Source organism: Betaproteobacteria bacterium (assembly GCA_016709965.1).
Taxonomy (GTDB): Bacteria; Pseudomonadota; Gammaproteobacteria; order Burkholderiales; family Rhodocyclaceae; genus Azonexus; species Azonexus amarohabitans.
Map to the genome: position 1 here is coordinate 1,473,990 of JADJLT010000001.1, position 16,632 is coordinate 1,490,621.

The 16,632-nt window shown below is 52.0% G+C and carries 11 protein-coding genes and 1 pseudogene; 1 reads left to right on the forward strand and 11 read right to left on the reverse strand.

Going from position 1 to position 16,632, the window contains the following annotated elements; genetic code table 11:
* Window positions 1–9: 9 nt before the first annotated feature.
* The 9 genes and pseudogenes from IPJ12_07345 to IPJ12_07385 form a co-directional block, all read right to left on the reverse strand.
* On the reverse strand, window positions 10–1,113 hold the full coding sequence (locus tag IPJ12_07345; GenBank protein ID MBK7646959.1) for a restriction endonuclease subunit S: 1,104 nt from the start codon (window positions 1,111–1,113) through the stop codon (window positions 10–12).
* Window positions 1,114–1,142: 29 nt separating this feature from the next.
* Complete coding sequence (locus tag IPJ12_07350; GenBank protein MBK7646960.1) at window positions 1,143–3,278, reverse strand: N-6 DNA methylase; 2,136 nt, start codon at window positions 3,276–3,278, stop codon at window positions 1,143–1,145.
* A gap of 269 nt (window positions 3,279–3,547) precedes the next feature.
* Entirely contained in the window at window positions 3,548–3,697 is a 150-nt protein-coding gene (locus IPJ12_07355; protein MBK7646961.1) for a hypothetical protein, read from the reverse strand.
* A 57-nt stretch (window positions 3,698–3,754) separates the two neighbouring features.
* Window positions 3,755–5,326 carry an NERD domain-containing protein gene (locus IPJ12_07360; GenBank protein ID MBK7646962.1) on the reverse strand — a complete coding sequence of 524 codons (1,572 nt, stop codon included), beginning with the start codon at window positions 5,324–5,326 and terminating at the stop codon, window positions 3,755–3,757.
* Window positions 5,323–6,984 (reverse strand): hypothetical protein, encoded by a 1,662-nt coding sequence (locus IPJ12_07365; GenBank protein MBK7646963.1) that lies wholly within the window; start codon window positions 6,982–6,984, stop codon window positions 5,323–5,325. Before IPJ12_07365 ends, IPJ12_07360 begins: the two co-directional genes overlap by 4 nt.
* A complete protein-coding gene (locus IPJ12_07370; GenBank protein ID MBK7646964.1) occupies window positions 6,981–8,180 on the reverse strand; it encodes a hypothetical protein in 1,200 nt (399 codons plus the stop codon). The genes IPJ12_07365 and IPJ12_07370 overlap by 4 nt, the downstream gene beginning before the upstream one ends.
* A gap of 2 nt (window positions 8,181–8,182) precedes the next feature.
* The gene (locus IPJ12_07375; protein MBK7646965.1) at window positions 8,183–10,015 is read right to left on the reverse strand and encodes a DUF1998 domain-containing protein; all 1,833 of its coding nucleotides are present in this window, start codon (window positions 10,013–10,015) and stop codon (window positions 8,183–8,185) included.
* Between the two features lie 3 nt (window positions 10,016–10,018).
* A complete protein-coding gene (locus tag IPJ12_07380; GenBank protein MBK7646966.1) occupies window positions 10,019–13,210 on the reverse strand; it encodes a helicase in 3,192 nt (1,063 codons plus the stop codon).
* Window positions 13,211–13,264: 54 nt separating this feature from the next.
* Window positions 13,265–13,532: pseudogene (locus IPJ12_07385) on the reverse strand (transcriptional regulator).
* Between the two features lie 505 nt (window positions 13,533–14,037).
* Here IPJ12_07385 and IPJ12_07390 point away from each other — a divergent pair.
* Window positions 14,038–14,730, forward strand: a complete 693-nt coding sequence (locus IPJ12_07390; GenBank protein ID MBK7646967.1) for a helix-turn-helix domain-containing protein — start codon at window positions 14,038–14,040, stop codon at window positions 14,728–14,730.
* A gap of 520 nt (window positions 14,731–15,250) precedes the next feature.
* On the opposite strand, the gene IPJ12_07395 is transcribed toward IPJ12_07390, so the two are convergent.
* Complete coding sequence (locus IPJ12_07395; protein MBK7646968.1) at window positions 15,251–16,060, reverse strand: hypothetical protein; 810 nt, start codon at window positions 16,058–16,060, stop codon at window positions 15,251–15,253.
* A complete protein-coding gene (locus IPJ12_07400; GenBank protein ID MBK7646969.1) occupies window positions 16,057–16,431 on the reverse strand; it encodes a hypothetical protein in 375 nt (124 codons plus the stop codon). The genes IPJ12_07395 and IPJ12_07400 overlap by 4 nt, the downstream gene beginning before the upstream one ends.
* Window positions 16,432–16,632 lie beyond the last annotated feature (201 nt).

A 16,632-nucleotide genomic window follows, 5' to 3' on the forward strand; every position in this document is an offset into this window, starting at 1 on the left:
TTTTCTCAATCAAACGTTGATTTCGCCACTCATCAGGCGAGGTAGCAGAAGGTCGCGAGCAGCGCAGAGTTTTTGGTTTTGAAGTTGCAGCACTTCTTGTTCATCTATCAATGGCTCGACAAATTCGTGGAATTCTCTCTGAATGCGCTGTGGCGGAACCAGCATCTCTACAGCAGAAAGAACTCGTGCATTTGCATTTGGCTGCGCTGCCCCTGCAATTCGCGACTGGACGTAATTTTTGTAGGCATCCGACTCCACGAAAATGCCAACCATGACATTGTCCACATCTGGACGTAACCTCAGACGCACCAAGTACGATGCAAATACCGATTCTGGATGACGCTTATGAAGACGTTTTGCGTAACCAACGGTTGCCCCCGTGCGAGCAATCACGATATCTCCCTCAATAAGCCGAAATTTCTCCAGCCTGCGGTCCTCAATTGGGCAGTATGGAACTTCGGACCAATCAATCGCATCGGGAACTATATCGGTTATGCGTAGAAATTTCGGGCCGACCTGATCTCGATCCGCACTGGCGGTATAGCCGTATTCAATTAATTCGCATAATTCTGACAGCGCCCTTCTCTCCCATCCCTCGGGCACGCCATCTATGACATCAGTGTGTCCATGCCCAGGAAAGCGGAGGCGGACGAACCATTCACTGTAGAGCAGCCACGCCGACTCTTCTAACAGAGCCATTCGCCGCCGGTTGTTTTCAATCAATTCATCGTAGGCAGAGAGTGTACGACTGATACGGCACTGTATCTCGTAGTCCGGAACAAGAACCTTTATCTCATGAAGGACATTACGGTCCACCCCAGGAACTGCCGCTTTTTCACTTTGGTAGCCTTTCAAGATATTTCGTAGGAAATATGCGGAAAATCGAGGGTCATTTCCTTTGAAGTCGATGACATACAGTGCGGTATTTAATGGCCAATAATCTTCTTCAAGAAAAAAAACTTCGCCGATGGTTCCGTACCTACCGGTGATGACACCGGGTGCTTTTGCCTTTGCCTCTTTGTGAAACCCAGTAATGCCAGACGAAGAAACGACAGGCACCTCACCGTCTTGGCGCGCATGTTCAGGTAGATCGTGACCACGCTTCAGCATCATCACGTCACCTAGTCGGCATGATTGCCAACTCATGCCCCCAACCCCTCAAAACTCTCCAGGATCTTCGCCGCCAATTCCGCCGCCTCGCGGTTCAGATCAGCCAGTTCGACATGGATATCACGCATGGTCTGCTCGAAGTCGAAGTCCTCGTCAATCTCCGCTGGTGCTACGCCGACGTAGCGGCCGGGCGTCAGGCTCCAGTCGGCAGCAGCGATATCGGCGCGACTCACTACTTTGCACAAACCCAGTACATCCTGCATTTCGGCATTGGGGAAGCGCTCGATCAGCCAGGCTGCGTGGCGTTGGTAATAGCGGACTTGTTTCAGACTCTCAATTGCCGCATGGCGAGAAGCTTCGGCGGCTTTGCGGGCCTTGTTGATATCGCGGCTATTCCACTTCGCGCTGTCTTTGGCGGCCAGTTCCTTTTCGCACAGATCAATCGTCCGTGAAGTGACCTTAAAGGCGTGATCAAGCGCGGCGATCAGGCTGCGGCTTTGCTCGGCCAGAGGCATAAGCTGGGGGTCATGTACATCTACCGCTCCGGCCATTCCTTCGTCTGACAGGTTCCAGTGTTTTTGCACATCTCCGGCAAACAAGCGGAATGCTTCGATCTGGCCGACAGGGTCGTTGGTGCTATCCCAATATTCGGCCAGCGCGCTGGCGTGCGGCGATGCTTCGCCCATGCCTTCGACAAACGGAGTGATGAGATTGCGCAATTCGGCATAAGCCCACCGGAAATCGTCCAGCGGATCACAGGGCGTATCGCCGGATTCATCGAGGAAGCTAGCCTGTGCCGCATTGATCGCGCTGTCGATATGTTGCTCGACCAGTTGGACGAAGCGCTCACGATGGCCGCGATAAAGCCAGACGATGGAAGTCAGGTTCGCTTGCTGTTCTGGGCTGAAGTCGTAAATCTTGCGCGTGACCTTGCGGTAAATGTGGCGGGCATCGAGCATTAACACTTGGTCTTTGCGGTCGACCGATTTGTTACGGTCAAAATGCCAAAGCTCACAGGGGACAGTGCGGGTGTAGAAGAAATTTGGACGGATAGCGATCATCACGTCGACATCACCGGTTTCGACCAGCTTGCGGCGGACTTCCTTTTCCCCATGGCCAGCGCTGCTGGCCTGAGAGGACATGACGAAACCGGCCCGACCTTTCTCCGACAGGTAGCTGTGGAAATAAGAAATCCACAGATAGTTGCCGTTGGAAACGTTTTTTTCCTTGTTTACGCCAGGCAAACCGAAAGGAAGACGCCGATCATCCTTTACACGCTCAGCGTCGACCATATCGACGTTGAATGGCGGATTCGCCATTACGAAATCGCAGTTACCCCAAAGGGCACGGCCATCCTGCAGGCGATGCACATCGTCGTAAAATGAATTTGCTTCGCGGATATCGCCTTCCAAGCCGTGCACGGCTAGGTTCATCTTGGCCAGACGAATGGTAGTGCCAGTTTTTTCCTGACCGTAGAAGGTGACGCGCTGCATGGTGTCCAGACCTTCATGCTCGATGAAATGGCTGGATTGCACGAACATACCGGCTGAACCACAGGCCGGATCGAAGACCACACCGTGATCAGGCTCGATGATATTGACGATGGTCTGGACAAGCGAGGGCGGGGTGAAAAACTCACCGTTATCCTGCGCACCCTGCATGGCGAACTTCATCAAAAAGTATTCGTAGATGCGCCCGAAAATATCGCCACTCGCCTTGCGCAGCGCCTCCGAGTCGAAATTGCGTAGCAGGTCTTCGAGCAGCTTGTTGTCGAAACGATCGTAATCCTTGGGCAACTGCCCAGCCAGAGGCTCGAAATCGGCTTCGATGGCATTCATGGCGTCAACCAGCGCGGCACCGAGATTGCTACCGGAAGGCAACTTGAGCAGGCTGTCGTAGCGAGAAGTCTCAGGCAAAAGCAGGGCTCGACGTTTGATGAAATCCCCTTTCACCAAGGGTCGCTTGGGCATCTTGCCGGCAGCCTGATCTGCCTCGATAGATAGCACGGCCGCGTTATAGCGGTTGGTCGCATGGCGTAGGAAGATCACGCCAAGTACAGGCATGCAGTATTCGCTACTGGTCAGTTTGGAGTTGGCGCGCAGTTGGTCAGCAGCTTCCCAAAGGCTGGCCTCAATCTTGGATATATTTTGGAAGATGTTGGTGCTCATTGAATCATTTCTAATTGGTTTTTTGGATGTGCGCTGCAGACCGAGATTCAGCACTTTCTTCATCAAGACGGCGCATCCGAGATGATACGAAGCTCAAGTTCATCAGTTTGGTCGAGAAATGTCATTTTTCCAATGACCAACCCGCTTGAATAGTCATTAGCACAATGAATAAATCGAAAAACAAGCGTTGCAAGCGCCAGGCCTCACAAAAAAATCCGGAATGGCCATTGCCATTCCGGATTTCAAATTAGAGTCACTTTGAAAACATCTCAAGCCACCGCCTCAAGCTCGGCATTCTTCTCTTCCGCTTCCTTAAGCTTGGCCCTGGCTGCCGCAACAGCATCAGTCACCGCACTTCCCACAAACGAACTGGCTTCATGCAGCATCTTGTCCGCCAGATGCGCATATCGAAGACTCATGCCTGGTGTCGCGCAGATTATGGATACGCGTCGAAAGCGGCAACTTTGCCGGCTCCCCTACGAGCCGACAACAGTAATCATGCTTAACACCACACGAGCCCTGCTCATCCCCACGTAGTGGAGTGAGAGCAGGTCTGCGCTGGAGCCAGGTGTAGGAAGATCGACAAGCACGATGACCTCACTCTCCAGTCCTTTGAAATCCGGGATCTGGGCAAATCCGATGGTCTGTCTGACTGAACTGAGCGGTGAAGCACCATCCAGAATGGAAATCGACTTGCGCCAACGGTGAGACAAGGAGGAAGCCAAAGAAGCCGCAAATGGCAAATGAGACAGAATGACTATGTCGCCATACATGAACCCCTCTTTCTCGGTAAGAGTTTCTAGTTCATGCTCAATAAATTGGATTGCCTCTTGATGATCATTTGCAAAAGACTCACGAACTGATGGTCCGTCTCCGACACCAGAATTGCCCATGTCTGCCTGAAGCGCATCTTGGATACGATTTAAGATTGGCAGTGAATTTCGACAATTCGTTCTTAGCGGTATTTTTGTCGGCGCAAATATGCTCAGGTATTCATAGGCATCAGGTACATATGCACCACACAATCCAGATTGATTGTTGATATCGTGAAAAAAACACCAGCGCCCCTTATCAAGTCCGCCTTTCACGTACGCATCCAGCTTTGACAGACTCTCCATATTCAAGATGTCTTGCCCTTCATCGACGACCACGGCGTCGAATTTCTCGATGCCGTTTCTTCTTGCTGCGAGATGGATGGAGTCAGACAAGCAGACCGTTAATCCAGCCAAGGGGACGCGGTCCAAAAAACTCTTCAGCCAAGGCGAATGGCAGGTCATAGCAACGGTCATCCCGGCTGCAGTCCAGCGCTTCGCCAACTCGAGACCTAGCATCGTTTTCCCTGTTCCCGCACCGCCTGAACAGATAACGCGGTCATTGGCTTCAACTGCATCAATCAGGCGTAGTTGGTCTTCCGTCAGTCGGGCAATCCGGGACTCGACCGCACCAGCAGTTACGTGCATCGGAACTACGGCCTCGAAATCGGGGCGCAGAAGTTGTTGTAGCTGCTTCAGTTGCTCGAATGTCGCATGTGGTTTGCGTGGATCTTTCGCACTCCAGTGTTTGATGAGTCGGCTCAGCCACTTCTCGAACTGTTTGAAGTCTTTGGCATCCGCAAATACTGCGCGGTCCCACTCAGCGCTTTCGGGCAGGTTTTCTACATCTGGCATAACTACGCCGTAACCTGAAACAAAAACAGGCTCAAGCAGATGAGGGAGCTTTTTCCTTAAGCCATGCAGAGCACCTTCGGCTTGTTTAAAGGGAGACTCCTTTAGCCGGTCTGTCTCACCGTAGCGATTCCTTGTTACCCAGACTCCATCTCGGCACGACACGCCGCCTCCCTTAACCTCGAGAACAAGCAGGCCATCAGGACCACATACGATAAAATCAATCTCGCCGAATCGTTTGTATTCGTGCCGAGGGAGATTGAGTGAGTGCATGGAAAACCAGGCCATTTGGTCTGGCCCAGAAAATGCTGCTCGCAACTGATCAAATACGCGCTTTTCCGCATCACTATTAGTATGCAGGGGCTCGCGGGGAATCATCCTCATACTAAGTTTATCTCCCCTTTTATCTTGGGATTTAGATACCCCCTTATTTTGAGCTCCAACTCTGTGTCGATTGGTGGCCATTCCCCAAGACGCTTTAAGAAAGCTTGATGCCTGATTTCAATTGTTGAAGTCGTTTCCCCGTGAAAAATGAATTTTCCGCTTTCCTGCTTTGGCTCATCTAGAGGAGAACCGTCAGCCGATGCAACAATCATTTCGATGCAATCCCGCCACTTGCTGCTTTTTGCGATTTCAATAGCAGCATTCGTTTGGCTCTTATGCCACGCATCTGCATCCGAGGGAAAGAGAGCACGCAGAGGTTGCGGGCTTGGCGTTTCAGCGAGCGATAAAACGTCCCCTTGTTTTTGATGTGCGACACACGAAATGCGGTACATGACATAGTCAGACAGTGCCTGGTTTCTCATCTCGTAAGGCAGCCTCAGCCAACCATCCCGGAGTCCGAATAGTATGCCCGCAAGCAGAAACTCGGCATCACTCAAAAGAGGGTGCGAGAATTCAAGCAGATCCACGCAATGTTCACGCAAGCAGAACAATAGCAATGGTCGTGATAGGGAACCTTTGTTGCGCTCGAAAAGTTCAGTAATAGTCCCGCCGCCAAGGCCGAGAAAGCCTCGCATATCTGCGATCAACCGCTCCAGACGAGATCTGTATTTCTCGTCTGTCAACTGAGTGAGTTGAGCATCGAGGTATTCCAGTACAACGGCCACAGGTTGTGATGATTGATTTTCTTCCTGTGCCGCAACAAGGGCGTTCACCGCCCCCCAATATAGTCTAGCTGGAATGGGTGAATGATCCGAAAGTCCACCTCCATTCAACCAATTCGGCAACTCTGCCAATATGGGGTCTTGAATGAATGTTCCATCTGGATTGTGCACAGAATCTGTTAGTAGTTGAAAAACCTTAACCCCTAACTCGCTACGGCTGGCGCCGTGATAAAGCATGGCAAGTAATCCACCCAAAGCCTGGGCAGAGACGTGACGATTTATTTGGGCCGCCGACACTTGCGGAGCATCTTCCCCCCCGCCAAACAAATCACCTAGCTGGCTATTGGATTCCTTTTGACGGGTGTTCCGGCGCCGGGGATTACCTGATTGTATTGGCGGCCAGGCAACGTCAGTTGTGTTGCAAAGCAAGGAATTCTCGATTTCGATGCAATATGGCCTCAAGTCCACATTGGAAACATCTTTGGCTGCGATCTCGAATACCTTCTTGTCTTCATCCGTAAGGAAACATATGCGGGAAAACAAAGTCAGAGGTAGAGGCGCTCGGATGAGGATGGCGTCATCATCTTTTCCAAGCCGTACTTTGGGAAAGTCGGCATTGCGAATCTTGCCTTCTCGGGACAACACTTGTACGGGGCCGGAAACGCCCGACAGATCAAACGATACAATGCAGGGGCGCAAATGCTTGCGTTCGCTGACGGCTTGTTCAAGCGCCTTGGCCGGAATGGCATTTCGGAACAAGGGGATCCAGCCTGGAATGGCACCCAACGAATCAACATAGTGCTTTCCACGGAATCCGGAAGGCTCCATCACCAGACCGGCAGCCAGCATATACAGCAAGTTCAAATGGTTGGTAACTAGATACCATGTCTGTGCGATTTTCCGTGCGCTTCTTTCCTTTGAGCTTGTAGTTTTCATTTGTCTTTCCTGACGAGGATGGTCGAGTCAGTGGGAAGCAGACTTTCCACGACTGGGCAAGCATTTCCGGTGCGCAGCAGGATGACCTGCTCCCGACCGCGCGCCACCATCACATAGAAGCGTGATTTCAGCGTATGAATATCCAGCTTGGGTTTGTGTTGATCGATATTGGCAAGAATGGCAACATCGAACTCCAGCCCTTTGCAGGACTGTGCGTTGATGATCATGATTCCACCTTGCCCAAAATCCAGCGGTTCTTGTTGTCCAGAAACAAAGGTTTGTATGAGTGGTTTGTCATTGTCCAACCTTGGGTTGGCCTTGATAAGGGCTTCATAAAACCTTTCACGAATTCCATTGTCAGGGGCGATGATTCCAATAAGTTTGCTTTGGAAACGATCACTCAACTGAAGAATTCGCTCAACGATTTCATTTAATGATGGCTGACCAATAGCTCCGTACGTCCAGAGCTCCGGACATGTAGCAGTGGCTTTTGGATCGGGTAGTTCTGGCCTTGGGCTAGCGGGGTCAGCTGGATAAAAGTGCTGTGCTAGCTGCGCAATGGGACGGGTATTTCGATAGTTTGACTTAAGCTCTAGAGTGTCCGTCGTATTGATTGCCAGGGCATTTTCGATGTCTTGACGTGAACTGCATTTATCAGGCTGCAGTTGTTGATTCTGATCAGCCACGACATAAAAATTTTCGGCTCCCCATCCTGCGAGTGTGAAATAAAACTGGGGAGGCATATCTTGCCCTTCATCAATGAGCAAAAAATGGCTTCCGTTCAGAGGTAATTCAATCCCTTTATGGATGTCAGATGTTTTCTCGACAGCTTTCCAGTCAATCGGTTTATAGGCACCAGGATCTTCTTGGGGTATTGTAGGGACTGCTACTTTGAAAATGTACTTGTACATATCCCTGAACCATTTTTCCCAAGTATTTGAGACCAATGGTTGGGTGAAACCGAACAGGTGTCGGTTCGAACCATTCAGCAAATGGTTGTAGACAAGGATTCGATATTTTTTTTGATCTGCGGCCAATCTCCGTGCACGAAGTAAGGCCACCACCGACTTGCCTGTTCCAGGCCCACCAATGATGAGATGCTGTCCCTCCAAGGGGAGGGCAAGCGCCTCGTCCTGGTCTTTGTTAAGGTCCTGAATGCCGGGCAGGACAAAACGGCGAGTGCGGTCTCCAGGCATGGTCACTGCACGCCGAAGAATGAAGTTAGTCCATGACTATCATCGCCTTTGATGAAGCTGCGATCCAGCAAAGTATTGCCGTATTCACAGGCCGGTTCCGGCACCAACGCGCACGCATGGCAGGCGGATCTGTTCAGCAGACCCGGCCCTTGCCCATCGTGTTCACTGCACACAGGGTCGAGCGAACACCAACGGGCATGTTCCAGCGCCCGTGACAAAATGCCCAAAAACCGCTTTGGTTCGGCCAGTTCCGCCAAGCCCCCCAACGAGCCAGCGAGGTCAGGGACGGCGACATGGATGAGAATGCCTGCCATGCGCTTCGGCGAAAGGGTGCAATAAATACGCTCGATAAGTGATGCCGCCGGATAGCCACTTTCGGATTCGATCTGCCGCATCAGCAGGTGAGACAGCGTATGGAGCAGCATGAAGCGCGGTGTCAGCGGATTAGGCTCTTCGCGCCCAGATTGGGCAAACCGAAGCTGCAATTTCTCGAGTCGTGACAGCACAGCAGGTTGTTGTTCCCACTTTCCCAACTTGCCGTCATCCAGCGCGATGAAGATGCCCTCTCCATACAATTCAATTGCCGGTAGCCAGTCGGACTGCCCAACGATGTCCGGCGGGACTAGGTCTTCGCCGCCAAGGCGAGTAAATCCACGGAACACTTTTACTGCCTTGAGTCTATCCACGCGCACAAGATGCTGAACGCAGCGGACAATGGTTTTTGATTCTGCACTCACATCAGCAGCTTCCAATGCGCGCCATTCGTCACTTTTGTTCCGCGTAACTAGATCTTCGTCATCGCGCTGATCTTTCAGGATTTCCAGATAAGCCTCGAACTCACTCTCCCGTAACTGTCCTGGCGTGAGGTTTTCGCCATACAAGGGATATCCGCGATCGAGTTCAGCCAAAGCAGCCTCGATATCCTGTGGTTGGCATCGGTACTCGGTTGCCAGAGTTTTGATGGCAGACTTTTTCGCCAATGGTGTTCTGGCATTATCAATTTTTTTGCGCTCGACCGAATTTCGATAGAGGAGATCGACAACAGTGCCTTTGCGAACGCGGGATTCCGGCGGAATGATCAACACGGATACCACTGTGGGCGAATAGGCGCGGGTGTCATTAATGGCAAGCACCTGGGCTAGGTTTTGCCTGCCCTCATCGGGGTCGCCGGGTGGTGCGATATCGGGTGGTGCGCAATCATCCTTTGTCCAAGGTTGCATGCGTTCCTGGCCGAAGGGTAGTCGTTCATCGCCGCGAAATCTTGTCTCGGCACTACATGCATCACAACGCAAGATGCGCTGTTCGTAGCCACGATCAATCAGTTGAAGCCGGTCGCGTATCTTGCAGTTATGTTGGGCTGGATTGCGTGCATCTCGATGGGCAAGAAAATGCCATGGCACATCGGCCAAGTATCCAGCCGGGTGAGCCATGACCCAAGTAACCTGTTCCAATCTCGGCTTGTTTTTGCACTGCTCCCAATGGCAATGAGGTGCGCTCTCAGTCGGAGCATCTTTCCACGGGCGCAGATAGAGCGCGCCGCAACTCGGGCAGCGCATCCAGGACGGAAACCTCGTTGCTGGCACACAACTGCCATCGATCTGGCCATTGGCCAACTCCTTGGCAACCGGCGGCTCGCGTAGCGCTTGAGAAATTTCCAGCGCGGCGCGGACGCGCTCGACGTATGGAATCAGTTTTCCGGCAGGTTCGCCTTGGCGATCAGTCCACTGGCGGGTGTCCTGAACCACCGCCAGGCTATTCGCTCCACGGACAATCGCGCCGACGCCGCTCTGGCCCAACACATGTGACAAACGCACTGGAATCAATTCATTGGACATGGGTTAGAGCGCCTTGAGCAGTGCACTGTTTTCGACATTGCGCAAGGATTGCAATGTCGCCCATAGACCACGAATCCGGTCATCGTGGTTGTAGAGCAAACGATCACGCCCGGTATCTCGATCTGGAACCTGATATTCCAATTTTCTGCGTGAATCACGACAGCGCTCGACTTCGTTCCGCCATTCCGCGACAAGGGCGTCGATATGCGCATCCACGTCGCCAGAGTTCTCTGAAACGGATTGCTTGCAGCGTCGCTTTAGGCGATCAATGGTCTTGGCAATTAATGCGTCACTCGGATCGAAATCACCCGCATTTTCGTTGCCAAGCATCCCTTTCCCTGTGTGGCGGATGACGATGACCAATGCCGCGTGCAGGGCGCGCATCCGCGCCTGATAAGTATAGGGCGTGACACTGGTGGGTTCAACGAAGCGATAGAACGCGTCGTGATACGGACGAAAGCTTTCGTAATGTGACAGGCTGCGTGCCTGGTCGCGATAATAATTGGCGAATACCAAGCCGGGAACTTCGCTTCGTCCCACACGGCTGCTGGCCTGGATGTATTCCGCTGTGGTCAGGGGCTGGCCGTTGATGATCATTAAGCCAAGTCGCCCCACATCCAACCCGACTGAAATCATATTGGTGGCCAGAACTGCATCTAGGCAGCCCTCTACATCGCATTCCCTGTTCAACCTGGCAAATATGTCTGCATTTTGCTCGGCTGTTTGCAGACTAGTTAGCTGGGCAATGCTGGGCGTCGTCCGATTGTCATTTCCAGGTCGGGGTTGCAACAGCCGCATAAAGTCTCGGACAGCACTGGAAAACGCCGTATGACTGTTACCCACGCCCTTCAAGCTACCGTGATACACCATTTGTGTCCACCATGCGTCCAGTAACTCTCGCTGATCCTGTTCGCTTCCAAACAAGGCGTTCGGGGCCAGCAATAGGGTAGCGGCGAGCGGCGCCATGCAAGCTTGGCGGTTTAGCATGGGCGCCAGATAGCCGACGTAAATGCGGCCCGGGCGCTGCGTCAAAGGCACCGTTCTGGCAAAGAAAGAGTCATCGCAGTTCATGCCTGGCGGCGGAAATATGGCCACGTCTCGGCCATATAGCCGTTTAACCTGTTGGCTCGCCATGCGAATGGTGGCGGTTGATGCAATGTATTTCGGATACAAGCCACGCGATTGAACGACGGTATCTATGGCCGCTTCATACAGCCCAGCGACTGAACCGAGTGCGCCCGCGATCAGGTGCAACTCATCCTGAATGATGAGTTCTGGCGGCAAATGCCGCATTCCGCCGAAGAAGGCATTGGCACGCTCTTCCCAGGCCAGCCGGGCAAACTTGTCCACGGTAGCGACCAGCATGGTTGGCGGTTCGGCATACAAGGCCTCGTCCACGACGTTGCACGGTAGCCTGCCAGAGACAGAAGCACCGAAACTGCAATCTGTATTTCTACACAAGAAATGAAACCGCTGTTCCGTGCTGTCGTAATTGCGTTTTGCCGAAAAAGCATCGCCGCACCAAGGGCAATGGTCGAGTACCAGTGCCGGTTTATCGCCAGTGATGCAGGACCTTTCCAAAAGTTCTGCGGCCTTCTGGAAGGTATTCGGACTGGTGGCTTCGCCAACCCACATGCCGACAGAGATCGCCTCCACGCCAAGGTCATTGCGCTCACGACGAATCAATTCCAGTGCGCAGATCAAGCGCGTGGCACGTATAAATTGATCGCGCGTCAACAGGCGCAAGGTGTAACGCATCAAAACCGTCGTCCCACCTCCCGTATCAGGGTAGCGTAGGCGCCTCAACGCGATCTGGAATGCAATCAAGCCAAGATATGCCTCCGTCTTGCCACCGCCAGTCGGAAACCAGATAAGGTCGAGCGTGTCGCGGAAGTCGCTTTCCGGATTTGCGGCGGATTCTAAGGTGGTCAGCAAAAATGCCAACTGGAAAGGACGCCAGCGGTAGGCATCGTCACCGCGGGGCTTGCCATGCAGCCTATCGCTCTGGCGCATCTGATCCAGCATGGCACGATTGGCCAGCGTAAAGGCCTGTCGAACCCGCTCATCCTTGCTCAGCAAACTCAGCCCAGTGCGCATGCGCAACACTGCGACGAGCATCCGACCCACGATGCGAATTGCCGCAGCGCGATCGTCCTCTGATTGTTCTGTGATGCTTCTCTCTTGTTCGGAAACCCAATTGGCGTATCCATCCACGAAAGCATTGAGTTCAGACTGAATGCCTGCATGCATGTCATTTATTGCTGACAGCCTTGCAAGCGATAGAACCGAATCGCCGCTTGCGCGAGTGTCGGCAGTCATCTGCGGCACTTCTACCGCCGGCATCATATCGGAGTAGATCTCGATCACTTTGCCGCTTTCGACTTTCCATTCAGCAGCACAGCCGTGACCGATGGCATAGACATGTCGTCGTGTGTATTGTAGTTCGATCTCTTGCTCTTCCCTGTCGAGCAGATTTCGATCCACGCGAGGATAGGCTCCCACTTCACCAACGTCGATCACGCAGCGCAGAGATGCTTCGAACAAAGTCTTTTCGGCGCGTTCGAAGATAAAATCCCCTGCCGTCTGTTCTTCGTTTAAGACTTCATTCGAGTTGCAAAGAGAAATCGTCGCAATCCAGCCGTCGGCGAAACGCCGCCACTCAACGTCCAGGCGGGCGTTGCCGCCAAGTTTTTTTTCAAAGCTCTGGCGTGAATCTTTCGATGGGCACGCAACGTTTACAAACTCGTCGTTTTCATGAACTCCTGAGACAGTACTTTTTCGAGTCCAGACATTTTTGAACCGCCCACGCTCATCTCGCTCGGTTCTTTCGTACCGGGCAGCACGGCAGAGAATTTGAAAGCGAATATTCTCCCCTTTGATGAAGAACGAGAAACCTAGTGAAGAAGGCGGTATATAGCGCCGCACAACCGCTGGCTCTTCTTTTGTTTCTCCTGTTCCGTTGGGCAGGGAATCATCCTCACCCCCATCATCGGCGGCAGGATCAATGCCTTCGCCGGAAGGAGAAATTGGATACAGTGCCCCACTGGGGAAACGCTCTGTAGGCAACACACCAACGATATCCGAACCGTCTTCCATAGAATCTGGAGGCCCGATCAGTTGCTTGCGCACCCAATCAATCAGGCGCTTTCGGGGCTCAACGAAGATGTTTTTCTGTGGGACACTTTGGGTCTTCATTACAGACTGCCTCAACCGATCAGAGTCTTGAAACTGGTCGCCAGCAGCGATGTATTCAATTTCGCGGACGTTCTTATTAAATTCCATCAGGCCGTAACCATCCATCATCCGCAACGTACGTGACAGGTTCTTCACCTGTCGCCCAGTGAGTTCAGTCAGCGATTTGGGTCGCTTGTCGCGGATTAGGAGCAGTAAGGAAGATTGTCCTCAATAGCACCGCCTCAATCGTGGTCATCGAGGGGAACCAGACTGTCGGCATTTCCTTTCCCGGAGGCGACACCAAGTCATCGGAGCAACGAATACCAACGACACAACGCTTTATATCGAGGGTACTAAGAGGCTTGTCATAATTGGAGCATTTTATCCATTTGACACAACCGCATCCAGCTTTTGCTGAAGAACTTGGCTTCCTTATAGTTTAGCCCGTGAATGGGGGCAGCAGCCTGCCATAACAACCAAACCCACCGCCCTCGAATCCTAAACGGTCGAATTTTAGATTTGGCCAGACTGCAGTCACATGGCTTTCCTCTCCATATACTGGTGCTTGTGAGTACTAGCTGGCGTGCTGGTGGCAAATGATTTTGCGCTAGAAAACCACTTCTGAGACGAATGAAAAAGGCAACCCCGAAGGACAGCCTGATGCAATTTTTTGTGTGACAACGTCCAGGTAATCGACACCGAACCTTACCGAACTTTCTGCTGAAATATGAAAGGACGCCGCCGCAACATATTTCCCAACTGGCGGAATGCTGTCGGGTAACTGTCGTGTTCTGCCATCACGCATGTGGGCATTCTGGCTACACTTTCAAAACACAAGGAATGTCGCCATGAGCCAAACAACTCAAATCAAGCCGCGTCTGATTACCGATGAGGAACTCGGAGCATTCATCAAAACCTACCGCGAGATGCGCCAATGGTCACAGGAAACATTGTCGGCGTTGTCAGGTCTGAGTACGCGGACAATCCAGCGAACTGAACGTGGCGAGCCATCGGCACCCGACACCCGCCGCGCACTCGCTCGCGCCTTCGAGTTCGAGGACATCGACCTTTTCAACAAGCCGATGCTGATTCCTAGCGACGATGAACTGGCTGCCGAACGCAAGCGGATTGAGGAAGAGTACCTGACCATCAATGCCACGATGCTGAGTTCAGGAAAGGTACTTGCCCAGCATGCTGAATCAGCCACGATGGACATGACCAGTGAGCGGGACGAGCTGTCCGGTGAAGCGGCAGCAACCTTCGCACAACTAACCGACTACATGCGCGACTATCGCGATGTCGCCACAGACTACTCTGCAATCGCCAAGCTAGACATTCACGCTGAGCTGCAGGACATCATTGATCAGCTAGGCAACCTTGGCGCAACTATTGTGGTTGCGACACGAAAAGTTCGGATTGTTGGTAGGAACTGGGAAGACAAGACGCCTTGGGAGTGCAACCTGCTTTACATGGTCGCCTGCAAGAAGGGTAACGAACCTAGCACCCTGATCGTTCCCAAAAAGGTCGACTTCCGCTTCTAACCTCGAAGGGATGGGCCGAAAACCGTCTCGACCGACAAGAAAAAAGCCCCTGACCACTAGGATCAAGGGCTTCTTACTTTATTCTGGTGGCCAATCGCGGAATCGAACCACGGACACGCGGATTTTCAAGACAAATCACTCGACTTGCATCGATCCGCTCAACTCGAAGAATTGTAACAAATTTCCTGCCCTTCCGGCCGACCGTCGAAACCCTACCGAACCCCCTACCGAACTTTTGTGGCTTATCGGTTGCTGGCTGGCCATTTTGTCGAACAGCATCAATGGGATGCGCCGGATTTCACCGATCCGCTGCCGATATTGCGCTGGTGCCTCGGACTGCCACTTCCGCATTTGGCCAAATGCGGCAGTCGCCTATTCTCCAGAACCGTGATCTGAACGGCTGCTTGTCGCAGCCGAAACCTGCCCGCCCCCCAGCCTTTGCTGATGTTGCGCCATATGAGGGACGGTGTCAGCAAAGCGACAGGTTCCGAACAATCGTTTAGCCGGGTGACCTAGAAATTCACACAATAAGGCCAGTCCAATTTCCGGAGGTATCAAAACGCAATGACACATCGTTATTAGCAGAAACGAGAAACCCTATCCACTGCCCTGTCGGATCAAATATGTTCGCACCATTAGCTATATGAGAAACAACGAAGCAAGAAAATTTGGCAGCACGGCTATCAAAGATCAGTGAAACTTTATCGTTAGCCCGAACCACAAACCCTTCTTGAATGAGCTGCTGATCGTAAACAAATGGTCCCCCATAAGATATGTTTCTTCTTGGGTCGATCATCATGTTTCGATTCGGATCGATCATCATATTTCTTCTTGGGTCAATCGTCATGTTTCGGTTCGGATCGATCGTCATGTTTCTGCGCGGGTCGATCGTCATGTTTCTGCGCGGGTCGATCGTCATGTTTCGGTTCGGGTCGATCGTCATGTTTCTGCGTGGGTCGATCGTCATGTTTCTGCGCGGGTCGATCGTCATGTTTGTATTCGGATTGAGCGAAGAGTTTTTTCTTGGGTCCTTAGCTGCGAAGAAGTTTGACGGAGTCGTCGAACGATTAGCCTCAATTGAAATATCCAGCAGAAGGCAATACTCACCATCGTCATCGCTTGCGAAGCTGCCGTACACTCGGGAATTTCCAACGCGCATAGACCAAATATCATCGCTTAATTGTCTAAACTCAATTCCGTCGGCGCCACTCTCAAGTTTGCTTTTCTCGGTTTCCTGAACAAGCTGAACGATTGAATAAATCGCTGCCAGATCTTCCTTTTGCAAGGATGCAAGTTTCTCTGTAAATCCTGGGGTAAGTAGCAATTTCATTTCAAGAGTTTCTCAAATTCTTTCATCGCACTGGTAAGGTCGCCCTTCTGGCCAGACCGAATTAATTCCTTGTAACGCTCCGCTGCCTCTGGAAGACATTTACTCCTCATATAGGCGCGGCAATAGTCGTCATCTAAGAATCGATCGATTTGGCGCTCGTACATATAAACCGCTCGGAAATATATGTAAGAGATCGTGGCAACGATTAGCAGGCCATAAAAACTCACTGTTTTATAGAAGACAGACCAATTGAGACCTGTCGACGTCGTAAGTTCTGTGACAAGCGTACCGGAGAAGACACCGACCACAATAGGAATTACCACCGAGAAAAACGTCTTCCACCCCGGTGACTCGAGAATTTTTTCAGTCATACCTGCAGTAGGTTTATATGTGGATTTGTGATGAAATTTGGAGTCATTTGAATGCCAAGTGGCCAACCATTTCGCCGTATAACTCGAGAAACGTGGACTTTAACTCATCTACAGTCGAGTAGCCCAAAAGCATGCCAGATGACTTTTGACAACAGCAGCACGGTAAATCACGTCATTTTCTTTCTGACAGATCTGAATCGG

Excerpts from the sequence above, each read along its gene's own strand:
- IPJ12_07345 (MBK7646959.1), bottom strand. The coding sequence starts at position 1,113 with ATGATGCTGAAGCGTGGTCACGATCTACCTGAACATGCGCGCCAAGAC.
- IPJ12_07350 (MBK7646960.1), bottom strand. The coding sequence starts at position 3,278 with ATGAGCACCAACATCTTCCAAAATATATCCAAGATTGAGGCCAGCCTT.
- IPJ12_07355 (MBK7646961.1), bottom strand. The coding sequence starts at position 3,697 with ATGAGTCTTCGATATGCGCATCTGGCGGACAAGATGCTGCATGAAGCC.
- IPJ12_07360 (MBK7646962.1), bottom strand. The coding sequence starts at position 5,326 with ATGAGGATGATTCCCCGCGAGCCCCTGCATACTAATAGTGATGCGGAA.
- IPJ12_07365 (MBK7646963.1), bottom strand. The coding sequence starts at position 6,984 with ATGAAAACTACAAGCTCAAAGGAAAGAAGCGCACGGAAAATCGCACAG.
- IPJ12_07370 (MBK7646964.1), bottom strand. The coding sequence starts at position 8,180 with ATGCCTGGAGACCGCACTCGCCGTTTTGTCCTGCCCGGCATTCAGGAC.
- IPJ12_07375 (MBK7646965.1), bottom strand. The coding sequence starts at position 10,015 with ATGTCCAATGAATTGATTCCAGTGCGTTTGTCACATGTGTTGGGCCAG.
- IPJ12_07380 (MBK7646966.1), bottom strand. The coding sequence starts at position 13,210 with ATGAAGACCCAAAGTGTCCCACAGAAAAACATCTTCGTTGAGCCCCGA.
- IPJ12_07390 (MBK7646967.1), top strand. The coding sequence starts at position 14,038 with ATGAGCCAAACAACTCAAATCAAGCCGCGTCTGATTACCGATGAGGAA.
- IPJ12_07395 (MBK7646968.1), bottom strand. The coding sequence starts at position 16,060 with ATGAAATTGCTACTTACCCCAGGATTTACAGAGAAACTTGCATCCTTG.
- IPJ12_07400 (MBK7646969.1), bottom strand. The coding sequence starts at position 16,431 with ATGACTGAAAAAATTCTCGAGTCACCGGGGTGGAAGACGTTTTTCTCG.